8 protein-coding genes and 1 pseudogene are annotated in these 13,361 nt (G+C 54.2%); 2 read left to right on the top strand and 7 right to left on the bottom strand.

Annotated features, from left to right (window positions below):
• Positions 1 to 30 precede the first annotated feature (30 nt).
• Positions 31 to 414 carry a hypothetical protein gene (locus H142_RS0108480; RefSeq protein ID WP_017931695.1) on the top strand — a complete coding sequence of 128 codons (384 nt, stop codon included), beginning with the start codon at positions 31 to 33 and terminating at the stop codon, positions 412 to 414.
• Positions 415 to 632: 218 nt separating this feature from the next.
• On the opposite strand, the gene H142_RS0108475 is transcribed toward H142_RS0108480, so the two are convergent.
• From H142_RS0108475 to H142_RS14990, 7 genes and pseudogenes are all read right to left on the bottom strand, one after another.
• Positions 633 to 872 (bottom strand): hypothetical protein, encoded by a 240-nt coding sequence (locus H142_RS0108475; RefSeq protein ID WP_017931694.1) that lies wholly within the window; start codon positions 870 to 872, stop codon positions 633 to 635.
• A gap of 64 nt (positions 873 to 936) precedes the next feature.
• Complete coding sequence (locus H142_RS0108470) at positions 937 to 1,716, bottom strand: YebC/PmpR family DNA-binding transcriptional regulator (RefSeq protein ID WP_017931693.1); 780 nt, start codon at positions 1,714 to 1,716, stop codon at positions 937 to 939.
• Between the two features lie 105 nt (positions 1,717 to 1,821).
• Entirely contained in the window at positions 1,822 to 2,394 is a 573-nt protein-coding gene (locus H142_RS14995) for a GNAT family N-acetyltransferase (protein ID WP_017931692.1), read from the bottom strand.
• A 96-nt stretch (positions 2,395 to 2,490) separates the two neighbouring features.
• Complete coding sequence (gene rpmA / locus H142_RS0108460; protein ID WP_017931691.1) at positions 2,491 to 2,757, bottom strand: 50S ribosomal protein L27; 267 nt, start codon at positions 2,755 to 2,757, stop codon at positions 2,491 to 2,493.
• Between the two features lie 53 nt (positions 2,758 to 2,810).
• A pseudogene (gene rplU, locus H142_RS0108455) lies at positions 2,811 to 3,113 on the bottom strand (50S ribosomal protein L21); the annotation flags it as partial.
• 263 nt (positions 3,114 to 3,376) lie between these two features.
• Positions 3,377 to 11,848, bottom strand: a complete 8,472-nt coding sequence (locus tag H142_RS0108450) for a peptidoglycan-binding protein (RefSeq protein ID WP_026147902.1) — start codon at positions 11,846 to 11,848, stop codon at positions 3,377 to 3,379.
• Positions 11,849 to 11,999: 151 nt separating this feature from the next.
• Positions 12,000 to 12,629, bottom strand: coding sequence for an HAD family hydrolase (locus H142_RS14990; RefSeq protein WP_017931688.1), 630 nt, complete (start codon positions 12,627 to 12,629; stop codon positions 12,000 to 12,002).
• A gap of 224 nt (positions 12,630 to 12,853) precedes the next feature.
• Between H142_RS14990 and H142_RS0108440 the strand changes: the two genes are divergently transcribed.
• On the top strand, positions 12,854 to 13,351 hold the full coding sequence (locus H142_RS0108440; RefSeq protein WP_017931687.1) for a methyltransferase family protein: 498 nt from the start codon (positions 12,854 to 12,856) through the stop codon (positions 13,349 to 13,351).
• Positions 13,352 to 13,361 lie beyond the last annotated feature (10 nt).

Raw genomic sequence — 13,361 nt, 5'->3', positions numbered from 1 at the left:
TCATTTGACGCGCTCTATGATTGGGCGCAGATGTCACTGCGTCATAATCCAGCGGTGGTCAGCTTCGCTCCGGTGAGTCCGGTCGCCCTCGCCCGAATAGCCCCGAACAGTTTTGATAGCGCAAACAAAGTGGACCAGATCCGGCTCGCCGCAGCCAGTCAGGGCATGAGCCACGTTATTATTTACGGACAATCCGACGATCAGGGTTTAGGCGGCATATCGGCCACGGAGCAGGGCCTGAACGGTGACATCGCCGCGCCGCGCCATAGCGGCATGCTAGCCGCGATTGTGGTGGGAACATATTCGGGCCGAATTTACGGCGCGGCCCAGGCGCAGGACACATCAACTCTAACCGATAAAATCCAAATGATATTGGGTGAGTTAAACAGTGGAAATGCCGACTTTACGTCTTAATCTTATCGGATTTAGGCTGCACTGCCGCCGCGTTCTCTCAGGCTTTATGCGAAAACACCGAACATGTCGCAAGCGCGTTGGCCATACGCGACACTGCTCATGACCTGCCCATCGTCTCGAGTATAGCGGGATCAGCAGGCGCGTGGCCGGCCATCATCGCATTGAAAATATCAAGTCCACTTAGAGTCATAAGTGGATTTTGCGCAGTATTAGTAATGTTATGCGCCGTCTATGCTGGACAGAGCGGATCCGTCTTCGATAGCGGCTTTGAGCGCACTGAAAGCCGCATTTTCCAAAACATCATCGCTAGCGGCATCGTCACCTTTAGGGCGTTCGATTTTAAACGGGTCAGAAGCCGGTTTGCGGTCTTGCTTTGCGACGGCCGTAAAGACATCGCCGTCCCATTTACCCGTCAGAGTATACGTTTGATTTTTATGTTCAAAACTTGTCTTTGCCATTTGAATCTCCGTGAACTGTTTTTATAATTCCGATGCAGAACGCATGTTCCGCGCCTGCAATAAATTACTCTTCGCTATCCAACTCGGCCATGGCCGCTTCGGACATTTCCATATTGTGATAGACATTATTCACGTCATCCAGATCTTCCAGCGCATCGACTAGGCGCATGATAGTGGCCGCTTTGTCCGGCACATCCAGCTCATTTTGCGGCTTCCACACCAAATTGACAGATTTAGCCTCACCAAATACGGCTTCTAATGCGGAACTCACAGCGCCCAGATCGTCGCGCGCAGTCCATATTGTATGGACAGGCTCATATTCGGCCCATTGATCATCATTGGGCTCATCATGCTCGACGTCATCCGCGCCGGCTTCAATGGCCGCTTCCATAACGGCGTCTTCACTCGCGGTCTCTAAGCCGTATTCAATCTTGCCAACTTGATCGAACATAAAGGCGACCGATCCGGTCTCGCCCATATTGCCGCCCATTTTAGAAAAGGCCGTGCGCACTTCCATAGCGCTGCGGTTGGTATTGTCTGTCGACACTTCAACAATCAAGCCAATGCCTGACGGGCCAAAGCCTTCATAACGCAGTTCTGAATAATCCGCGCCATCGCCCCCCGCGCCTTTATCGACGGCGCGCTGAATATTGTCTTTGGGCATAGATTGCCCTTTGGCATTACTTATCGCGAGGCGCAAACGCGGGTTCATATCCGGATCCGGCCCGCCCAATTTCGAGGCTATTGCAATGTCTTTAGCTAATTTGGAAAAGAGCTTGGAACGCAGCTTATCCTGCCGTCCTTTACGATGCTGAATATTTGCCCATTTGGAATGTCCTGCCATAATCTCGTCCTTAAACCGTAGCCGTCAATGTCTCTAATTTGGGCGGGTTTTAACCGAGCAAGCAGGTCGCGACAACCCGCCACTTCACGATAGAGCGCCCTACTTTTATGGCGCCGTCCAAATATACAGCCGTCCGGAATCAGCGCGGCCGCGCGCGAGGCTAAAAAGCGGCTGTGTGTCGTCGATATGCTTAAATCCCAGCTTTTCTAAAACGCGAAAGGAGCCAGGATTGTCATAATAGACGCCGCCTTCAATTTGGCGCAGGTCCAATAACGGCACTATGGTATCAATAACAGCCCGCCCCGCTTCGGTGGCATAGCCCAGACCCCAAGACCCCCTTGCAATCCAATAGCCTATTTCATGTCCGCCGGAGCCATTTGTGAATATATCCATGACACCGCACAGTTCTCCACTTTGTGTATGGGTTATCAAATAGGGAAATGCGATCCCGCGTTCAAAATTGGCTCTCGCGCGGTATATCCAAAACTCTGCGCTCAAGGCCGGGACATAGGGCGGAAAGCTGGCCGTGTTACGCACCACCGCTATATCGCTAATGCCGCGAGCAAAAGCGGGGGCATAACGCATTTCGGGTTTGCGCAAGCTAAGACGCGCTGTCGTTATGAGATCAGGCACATCGCAATAAATGTGATCAACATTTATGTATGATTGATTGGTCATGCCGCCTCCAATAATTCCCTACCCCAAAACGCAAAAAACGCCCCGGTAGGGCGTTTTTAACTAAAAATTATATGCGCAGAATATCTGCACCGTATTTTATTCAGCCGCCTGCGCCATGTCGACAGAGACATATGTGCGCTTGTCACGTTTGGTAATGAAAGACACGCGGCCTTCGGTTAGCGCGAAGATTGTGTGGTCTTTACCCATGCCGACATTTTCGCCGGGGAAGTATTTTGTGCCGCGCTGGCGGATAATGATATTACCCGGGATTACAGCCTGACCGCCTGATTTTTTAAGACCAAGGCGACGGCCGGCACTGTCGCGACCATTATTGGATGAACCACCTGCTTTTTTATGTGCCATGATTGGCTCCGTTATCTATCCGCGCGTAGCGGTAAAAATTATTTTTTAGTTTTGACGTCCAAAATGCGAACAACTGTTTCGAACTGGCGATGGCCGCGTTTACGGCGGTAGTTTTGGCGGCGCTTCTTTTTGAAGACCAGAACTTTATCGCCTTTACGCTGCTCGACAATTTCGCCGGCAACAGACGCGCCATCAACCATAGGTGCGCCAAAATTAATTTTGTCATCAGCGCCGCAGACGAGCACTTCACCGAATGAAACTTTGGAGCCGGCATCGCCGTCCAATTTTTCAACAATGATCAGATCGTCTTTGCTGACTTTATACTGTTTTCCGCCTGTCTGGATTACCGCGAACATGGCTGTCTCTTTCGTTTGTGCGCGCAAACCGTTTGGCGATGCAGCGCAATGCGTGTGAATAAGGTGACCAAAGCCAGCCCGCTCGCGCAGGCCTGCTTCAAGAAGCGCGGAATATAGTCAGCACGTCGACAGAGTCAACGCTGCAATGACGCTATTTCGCAGTTCTTATCACCCAAAATAAGGGGCATATCTATAGCTTATAATGAAGCCAAATAAAAGCCCCGCACAAGGCGGAGCTTCAAAATCTTATTTACATGGCGCTTCTAGTTAGAGCGCGTAACGCGTCCTATAACCCGGCCATTACCGTCAATAATATTGCCGTTCGCTGCGACGCGGCCAATGACAACGCCGTTACCATTAACAACTGTGCCATTTGTCGGGAAGGTCAGACCCCCAGCGGCCAGTGTGTTATCATTCAATGTCCAGTTAAGACGGTTTGTTGTCGTAGAAGCTGGAACACCTGCAATGCGAATACCGCGGGCCAGAACCTGGCCGTCAGTCGTCACGATATCACCACTCTCAGTCAGGCGGCCAACAATTACGCCGTTCGCGGTGCGAACTTCGCGTGTGCTGGTCACTATCACATATGTGATTCCGCTAACCGTTACGGTTTGTGTTCCGGCAGCCGAAGCTCCGCCTCCGAAGGAACTTGTGGCATTGCGGGCACTAATGCCGCCACTTACCATAGAGCGCCAATCAACACCCAGAGCATCAACCGTGCGCAGTGTCAGGCCGCCGGTGGATAGACCACGGGACGTCTGGAACTGTTTAACAGCGGCGTAAGTATCTCGCCCAAGCTGTCCATCAACGGCGCCTGTATAGAAGCCTTGTGATCTCAGAGACTGCTGGATGGCAGAGATAACGCGGGTATTGGCGTTCGCTTCACACAGAACCTGACGCCATTCAGCGCGCTCAGGTGCTGTTTCTGTACGCTTCTCGATTGTTTCGAAAACGGGCGGAGTGACAACTTCCTCAGTGCGCGCAGCAGAAACGAGCTGCTGAACGGTGACTGTGTCATAGCGGGCGGGAATAACCACACGCTGTTGACGGGCCGGAGTGTCAACCACGCGGCGGGTCACTTGACGGCTTACAGCCGGGATTGTCCGGATGCTTTCCTGCGATGGCGTTTTCACGACGCGGCGGGTTACCTGTTTCGTGACAGCCGGAATAGCGCGTTCAACTGTGCGCGACGGCGTTTTGATGCGGCGGCGCGTCTCGACTTTGGTTACAGCCGGAACAGTCTGCGTGCGGCTCGACGCCGGCGTTTTCACAACGCGGCGGGTTACAGTCGCTGTTTTCGCAGGAATAGTCCGTTCCGAAACGCGTGCCGGTGTTTTGACAACGCGGCGGGTCACTGTTGCCGTGACGGCAGGAACCGTACGTTCGACAGTACGGGCCGGTGTGGCCACGCGGCGGCGTGTTTCCGCGCGAATGACAGCAGGCACGGCTGTCTCCACTGTACGGGACGGTGTTTTAACAACCTGACGCGACACTTGCTGAACAACAGCCGGAATAGCGCGCTCAGTGACGCGGGCCGGCGTTTTAACAACGCGGCGGGTCACTTGATTCGTCACCGCCGGGATCGTCCGTTCACTTGTGCGAGCCGGCGTTTTAACAACACGGCGGGTCACAACTTTCGTAACGGCCGGTACTGCGCGTTCAACTGTGCGGGCCGGCGTCTTTATGACGCGGCGTGTTTGCGCCTTCACCACTGCCGGAATAGTTCGCTCGGAGACACGGGCCGGTGTTTTGACGACGCGGCGGGTCACAGTCGCAGTTTGCGCCGGAATGGCACGTTCAACCGTGCGGGCCGGTGTCTTAACGACGCGGCGTGTTTCCTGTTTCATAACAGCTGGAATGGCACGTTCTGTGACGCGGGCCGGCGTATCGACAACGCGGCGGGTCACAACTTTCGTAACGGCAGGTACAGCGCGTTCAACCGTGCGGGCCGGAGTGGCGATACGGCGGCGGGTTTCCTGTTTCACAACAGCCGGAACGGCACGCTCAGTGACGCGTCCCGGTGTTTTCACAACGCGGCGGGTCACAACTTTCGTCACAGCCGGAATAGCCCGTTCGACCGTGCGGGCCGGAGTGGCAACGCGGCGGCGTGTTTCAGTACGGGTTACAGCCGGTACGCTACGCTCGACCGTGCGGGCGGGCGTTTTGACGACTTGGCGGGACACAACCTTAGTCACAGCCGGGACAGCACGCTCAACCGTGCGGGCCGGAGTCTTGATAACGCGGCGCGTTTCCTGACCCATGACAGCAGGAATAGCGCGCTCAACTGTGCGGGCCGGCGTTTTAACAACGCGGCGCGACACAACCTTAGTCACAGCCGGAACAGCACGTTCAGAAACGCGGGCCGGTGTTTTAACAACGCGGCGGGCCTGCATCTTCGTAACGACTGGAATAGCGCGCTCCGTTGTACGGGCCGGTGTTTTCACAACGCGGCGGGTGACAACTTTAGTCACTGCCGGAACGGCGCGCTCAACTGTACGGGCCGGCGTTTTAACAACGCGGCGTGTTTCAGGACGAAGAACCGCCGGAATGGCGCGCTCAGTGACGCGGGCCGGTGTTTTCACAATACGGCGCGAGACCACTTTAGTCACAGCTGGAACAGAGCGCTCAACCGAACGGGCCGGCGTTTTGATCACGCGGCGGGTCTGCATTTTCATCACAGCCGGAATAGCGCGTTCACGAGTGCTGGCCGGTGTCTTAACGATACGGCGGCTCACTTGAGCGGTTATAGCCGGTATCATGCGCTCACGCGTACTCGCCGGCGTTTTGATCACGCGGCGGGTCTGCATTTTTGTCACGGCCGGAATGGCGCGTTCAGTGACGCGGGCCGGCGTTTTGACAACGCGGCGGGTCACTTGGGCGGTTACCGCCGGGATTGTACGCTCAGCTGTGCGGGCCGGCGTAGCAATACGGCGGCGCGCTTCCACTTTCGTAATCGCGGGGACTGCGCGCTCTACAGTGCGGGCCGGAACATCGACAACGCGGCGGGTGACCACTTTGGTCACAGCCGGAACAGTGCGTTCAGCCGTGCGGGCCGGCGTTTTGACAACGCGGCGCGTTTCCATTTTGCTGATAGCCGGGATAGCACGCTCAGTCACTCTCGCCGGTGTTTTGACAACGCGGCGGGTCACAGTCGCAGTTACCGCCGGAACAGTGCGTTCAACGGTGCGCGCCGGCGTCTTCACAACGCGGCGGGTTTCCATCTTACTGACAGCCGGGATAGCGCGCTCAGTCACACGGGCCGGCGTCTTCACGACGCGGCGGGTGATCTGTTTTGTGACAGCCGGGATCGTCCGTTCAGCCGTGCGGGCCGGCGTGGCGATACGGCGGCGCGATTCCACTTTGGTAACAGCCGGAACAGCCTGCGTACGGCTTGAACCCGGCGTTTTAACAACGCGGCGGGTAATTTGCTTGGTCACAGCCGGGACCGCGCGTTCAACTGTGCGGGCCGGCGTTTTGACGCGGCGCAGAGTTTCCTGACGCGTGACTGCGGCAATTGTGCGCTCAGCCGTCCGAGCCGGCGTTTTGACGACGCGGCGGGTAACGACTTTCGTCACAGCCGGTATAGCGCGTTCAACCGTGCGTGCCGGCGTTTTAACAACGCGGCGTGTTTCCACTTTGGTCACGGCCGGGATTGAACGCTCTTGCGTAGATGCAGGGCGATCAACAACGCGGCGGGTGACAACTTTGGTCACAGCCGGAATGGACCGTTCGGAAACGCGGGCAGGTGTTTTGACAACGCGGCGGGTCTGGACTTTCGTCACAGCCGGAATGGCGCGTTCAACTGTGCGGGCCGGAACATCAACGACGCGGCGGGTGACCTGAGCGGTCACAGCCGGAATTGTGCGCTCAGCCGTGCGGGCCGGCGTTGCGATGCGGCGGCGCGCTTCGACTTTAGTTACAGCCGGGATCGCGCGCTCAACCGTGCGGGCCGGTGTTTTCACAACGCGGCGTGTCACAGTCGCTGTTTTCGCAGGGATAGCCCGCTCAACAGTCCGCGCCGGCGTTTTCACGACGCGCCGGGTGACTTGCTTGGACACAGCCGGGACAGCACGTTCAGCTGTGCTGGCAGGACGGTCCACAACGCGGCGGGTAACCTGTTTGGTCACGGCCGGAATTGGGCGTTCTACAGTGCGGGACGGCGTTTTGATGCGGCGGCGGGCTTCAACTTTCGTAACAGCCGGAATGCTGCGCTCTTGCGTCGTTGCAGGCGTTGCCACAACGCGGCGCGTAACGGCCTGCGTCTGCGCAGGAATAGCGCGCTCAACAACACGGGCCGGCGTTTTCACGACGCGGCGCGTAACCTGTTTGGTCACGGCAGGGATTTGGCGCTCAACGACACGGGCCGGTTCATCAACAACGCGGGTCGCAACAGTTCCCATGGTTTGGTTACCGACAATACCGCTCGGGAAGCGGACATTTCCGCTTGCGTCAACAACAGCGTCCCCACCGGGCCACCGCGCACTTGGCAGAAGGTTCAGACGACGGGCTTCAGACAATTTCATTGTCCGGACTTGGCGATCAACAACGCGGCGCGTGATTGTTTCGGTTTTAGCAGGTATTTTGATTTCCTGCGTAGACGCGGCGCGGTCAACAACCCGTCGAGTCACTTGCTGCGTGACAGCCGGAATTGTGCGCTCAACGACACGGGCAGGCGTTTTAATAACGCGCTTCGTAATGGTTTTGAACTGGGCCGGAATTTCAACGCGGCAGAGAATTTCGCCGGTATTATCCACGACGGTTGCGTCTGATTCGACAACAATTTCGTTTACGCCGTTAAAGACTGTAAATTTCTGGGGCTGAAGATCGTAATTGACCAAACCGTCATCGCCTTGGTTATTCGCACTGACACCGGCGCTCTGCATAGCTTGCGTCGCAGGCTTCCATACAATGCGGGCCGGCTCGACAAGAACCTGATCGGTGCGGGTCTCGTAGACAGCCGGAATGATTTCGACATCCGTAGAGGCCGCTTTCACGACCACAGTTTCAGTCACATTGCGGTATGTTGCTGCAATGGCGCGAAGCTGCGTCGACTCTTCTTCTGTAACAATCGTCTGCGTCACATTGCGGTATGTGGCCGGAATAATAACCATCGGGTCAGTCGCTTCAGCGGTAACATAATTCTGCTGCTCTGTACGGAACTTGGCGGGTACAGTTACATATTCTGTGGTCGCAGGCTGAACGATGACCGTTTCTGTGACAGTATCAAATACAGCCGGAACAGTGACCAGCTCTGTGGAGGCCTCCTGCATGACGACAGTTTCGGTCACGGTGCGGTATGTCGCAGGAACAGCAACCAATTCAGTCGAAGCCTCCTGCACAACCATAGTTTCGGAATAATCTTCGTAAACAGCGGGAACAGACACATATTCAACGCCGGCAGGCTGCACGACGATGGTCTCTGTGACATCTTTGAATGTTGCGGGAATGGCGACAAGCTCTGTTGACGCCGGACGATCAATAACAGTCTGCGCTACAGTCTCATAAGTGGCCGGGACAGATACCAGCTCTGTCGAGGCTTCCTGCACAATTACAGCTTCAGTAACGGTTTCAAAAACAGCAGGGACTGAAACAAGCTCAGTCGATGCCTCTTGGACCACTATGGTCTCCTGGTAATCTTCATATACAGCAGGAACAGATACGTATTCCGCAGTCGCGGGCGTCACAATAATGGTCTCAGTAACATTTTTGAACGTCGCAGGTACGGCAACCAACTCAGTCGTCGCAGGCTGAACAATCATTGTCTCCCTAACGGTCTCATAGACCGGCGGTGTTGAGATCAGCTCAGCGGACGCTTCTTGAACCACGACCGTCTCAGACACAGTCTTATATGTCGCGGGAATACTAATCAGTTCGCTGGACGCTTCCTGAACAATAATAGGCTGAGATACGGTTTCAAATACGGCCGGAACGGTGACATATTCAACGCCGGCAGGCTGGACAACAACAGTTTCGGATACAGTTTCAAATGTGGCCGGAATCGCGACCACTTCGGTGGTCACAGGCTGAACAACAACCGTTTGTGCGTAATCTTCATAGACGGCCGGAACAGCAACATACTCAGCCGTGGCAGGCTGAACGACAACAGTTTCGGTCACGGTTTCAAAGACAGGCGGGATAACAACCATATTGGTTGAGGCCTGCTGAACAACAACAGTTTCGGCGTAGTCTTCATAAACAGCCGGGACAGCGACATATTCAACAGTCGCAGGCGTCACAACAATAGTTTCGGTTACCGTTTCAAATACGGCCGGAATGGTGACAAGCTCGCTGGATGCGGCTTGAACAATGATAGGCTGCTCAACCGCTTCATAGACGGCAGGAACAGATACATATTCGGTTGTCGCAGGCTGAACAACAATAGTTTCAGTCACCGTCTCAAATGTTGCGGGGATGCTGATAAGCTCGGAAGACGCGGCTTGAACCACGATAGGTTGCTCGACGGTTTCAAACACAGCGGGAACAGTGTCATACTCAGTCGTCGCGGGCTGAACCACGATCGTCTCAGTGACGTTTTTGAACGTGGCCGGAACGGAAACAAGCTCAGTTGACGCTTGCTGCACAAGCACAGTCTCATTGTAGTCTTCATAGACTGCAGGTACGGATACATATTCGCGGGTCGCAGGCGTAACGACGACAGTTTCAGTCACCGTCTCAAATGTCGCGGGAATTGTGACCAGCTCTGATGAGGCTTCCTGAACAATCACAGGCTCTTGAATAGTCTCATATACGGCCGGGACGGCGATATATTCGACAGTGGCCGGCGTTACGATAACGGTTTCTGTAACGGTTTCATAAACCGGCGGAATGGCGAGAAGTTCTGTAGACGCTTCTTGAACAACAACAGCCTCTTCAACTGTCTCATAGACAGCCGGCACAGAAACATATTGTACAGAGGCGGGCTGAACCACAACGGTTTCAGATGCAGTTTCGAATGTCGCCGGAATAGTGATAAGCTCGGTAGACGCGGCCTGAACAACGATATTCTCGGTAACCGTCTCAAAAACAGCCGGCACAGTTGCATATTCCACAGTCGCAGGCTGAACAACAATTGTCTCAGACACTGTTTCGAATGTTGCGGGGATGGTGATAAGCTCGGTTGACGCCGCCTGAACGATGACAGCCTCTTCAACAGTCTCAAAGACAGCCGGAAGCGTGACATAGTCTACGGAAGCGGGCTGAACCACGATCGTTTCAGATACAGTTTCAAATACGGCAGGAACAGCAACCAGTTCGGTTGACGCTTCTTGCACGACGATCGCGTCTGTGCGTGTTTCATATACCGCAGGAACAGTTACATAGTCGGCGCTTGCAGGCTGAACAACAACAGTTTCCGAAACAGTCTCAAACGTCGCGGGGACGGAGACAAGCTCTGTCGTCGCAGGCTGGACGACAACAATTTCGGCGTAATCTTCGAACACGGCAGGAACGGTTGCATAATCAACGCCGGCAGGCTGGACAACAACAGTTTCGGATACGGTCTCGAAGACAGGCGGGAGCGAGACCAGTTCGGTCGACGCTTGCTGCACAACCACATTTTCGGCGTAGTCTTCATAGACGGCCGGAACGGATACATATTCAACAGTCGCAGGCTGGACAACGATCGTTTCGGACACGGTTTTAAACGTCGCCGGAATTGTGACCATTTCGCTGGAGGCGGCCTGAGCAATAACGGTTTCAGTGACTTCGCCGAAGACAGCAGGAATAGTCACAAGTTCTGTGGACGCTTCTTGCACAACGACAGTTTCGGTTACGGTTTCAAAGACAGCCGGAGCAGTAACAAGCTCTGAAGAAGCTTCTTGGACAACAACGTTTTCGCTTACGGTCTCATATACAGCCGGGACAGATACATACTCAGCGGATGCAGGCGTTACAACAACGGTTTCCGAAACAGTTTCGAAAGTTGCCGGAATAGTGACAAGCTCTTTAACGGCAGGCTGCGTGATAACGGTTTCAGTCACAGTTTCAAATACGGCCGGAATCGTGACCAGCTCAGTTGCCGCCTCTTGGACAACAACATTTTCACTTACGGTCTCAAATACAGCCGGGATAGTCCGAAGCTGCGTCGCCGCCTCTTGGACAACGACATTTTCGGTGTAATCTTCATAAACAGCCGGGACGGATACATATTCTTTTGTCGCGGGCGTGACGATGACAGTTTCAGCAACAGTTTCGAATGTCGCGGGGATTGTCACAAGTTCTGTACGGCCTTCTTCGGCAATGACGGTCTCTGTGACTGTCTCATATACAGGCGGAACGGCGACGAGTGACGTCGACGCTTCCTGAACAACGACAGTCTCGGAATAATCTTCGTAAACAGCCGGGACGGTTTGATACTCAACGGTCGCAGGCTGGACTGTTACGGTCTCTGTAACGGTGCCGTAAACTGGGGGAGTTACGACAACTTCTTGAGAGGCCTCTTGAACAATTACAGTCTCGGTGACACTTTTATAAGTGGCCGGAACAGTCGAAAGCTCAAAACTTTCTTCCTGCACAACGACGCGCTCGGTCACGGTCTTATATTGGGCGGGGATCTTACGGTATGAAACAGACTCGGGCTGCTTAACGATGCGCGTTTGTGAAGAGTCGTATTGTGCGGGAACAATAACCCGAGCGTAGCACTCACCCGGTAGGGCGGTCGCCGGCGGAAGCTCTTGAGCCAGTGATGGTGCGGCGATTGCGACAACGGATGCGGCAAGTAGGAGAGTGCGTTTCATTATAAAAACCCCCAAATTCTCTCGTTTCAAATAAATATGCGTAGACCGTCCACGCATATAGTGACCTTCAACCTAACCAATCGGTAAGGGTTAGGCCAGTGCTTATTGCAATTGATAAATGGATTCCTGTCATTATCAACATACTAAGGTATCAGACGCGAAAAGGTTGCCAGAAAGTCACCTTTGCCGCGATTAACATCGGCTTGTCACCTTCTGAATCCCCGTAAGCTTCTGCAATTATATAATTTTTTGACCCCATTTCTGCCGCAATTGACGCGAGTTTTCCCTCGCCCCAGCAATTCGGGCCATCAAGCGCGCCTGTTAAGACATCGCCATCGACAGCGAGGCGGGTCGCGATGACTTTCAGTATACCCGCGCTCTTGGCCCAGACATCCAGATAATCATTAATCGACGCCGACACCAAGGCCACCGCCTCCCCGCGCGCCAGTTTGGCGTTCACTTCAGCCAGTGCGGCGGGGCGCACCAATCCCGGTATGACCTCACGGGCAAATTGCTCCGCGCGGGCTTTGACCTCAGTTTGCGACTCTCCACCGAAAAAGCGCCTCACGACCTGCCTCTTAACTGCATTGCGGTCAATAAGGCGAAGTCCATAAGCGATGAAGCCCGGCAGAAGTAATATCAAGTTCAGAAGCCATTGAGCCGTTCCTGCATAATAGCGTAGAAAAAGTGCGAAGGTATCTTTGGTCGTAATTGTCCCGTCAAAGTCAAATGCGATCAACTCAACGGGATCGCTGTTCCAACCATTATATTTTCGGGGCATAGATATTCCGCAGCAGTTCGACATGTCTTAACGCAACGACGATTCTGCGCCATCATTAACTTGAGTTAAGGTAAACCAATCATAACATTAACAGAAGCTGAACAAAACGTTCAGATTACTCATACGGTCTGGTCAAATCTGAATTAGGGCGTTTATATGAAAGACAAACGAATTGCTGAACAAATGCGCTTTGACGCGCGCCATAGTCTCTATAAGGTGACAGCGTGAAATCCGAAGAGACCAATTTTGAAATTCCGCCGCCTGACGACCATCCTGGCGTGACGATACCCCCGCCCTTTACGGCCGCATTCTGGCTGTTGGCCGGACTATATCTTAACGAAAAGCTGGGGCTGACAATGCCCGGTCTGCCGAGACTCTCCGATATCATCGCCATTGCACTCATAACCGTCGCACTGGGCATTTTGCTGTGGGCATTTCTGACCTTCAGGCACCACAAGACGACTATCTTGCCACACAAACACAATACGCACCTTATGACCGGCGGGATATTCCGATATTCACGCAATCCAATTTACGTGGCTTTTGTTTTGGCGCAATTGGGTATCGCGCTGGGGCTTAACGCTCCGCTGGCCCTTCTTGCCGCACCGCTAACACTCGCCATATTGTATTTCACCGTCGTGAAAAAAGAAGAAGCCTATTTGACCCGGCGCTTTGGACAAGACTATTTAGACTATAAAATGACAACGCGCCGCTGGATTTAGGCGACCATAA

Origin of the sequence: Robiginitomaculum antarcticum DSM 21748 (genome assembly GCF_000365025.1) — a bacterium.
Classification (GTDB): Bacteria; Pseudomonadota; Alphaproteobacteria; order Caulobacterales; family Maricaulaceae; genus Robiginitomaculum; species Robiginitomaculum antarcticum.
The sequence above is the reverse complement of the archived record's forward strand: the minus strand, read 5'-3'. Positions and strand labels throughout refer to the sequence as shown.

Coding starts and splice junctions, on each gene's coding strand:
- H142_RS0108450 (WP_026147902.1), bottom strand. CDS start 11,848: ATGAAACGCACTCTCCTACTTGCCGCATCCGTTGTCGCAATCGCCGCA.
- rpmA (WP_017931691.1), bottom strand. CDS start 2,757: ATGGCACATAAAAAAGCAGGTGGTTCATCCAATAATGGTCGCGACAGT.
- H142_RS14990 (WP_017931688.1), bottom strand. CDS start 12,629: ATGCCCCGAAAATATAATGGTTGGAACAGCGATCCCGTTGAGTTGATC.
- H142_RS0108475 (WP_017931694.1), bottom strand. CDS start 872: ATGGCAAAGACAAGTTTTGAACATAAAAATCAAACGTATACTCTGACG.
- H142_RS0108470 (WP_017931693.1), bottom strand. CDS start 1,716: ATGGCAGGACATTCCAAATGGGCAAATATTCAGCATCGTAAAGGACGG.
- H142_RS0108480 (WP_017931695.1), top strand. CDS start 31: ATGTCACTGCGTCATAATCCAGCGGTGGTCAGCTTCGCTCCGGTGAGT.
- H142_RS14995 (WP_017931692.1), bottom strand. CDS start 2,394: ATGACCAATCAATCATACATAAATGTTGATCACATTTATTGCGATGTG.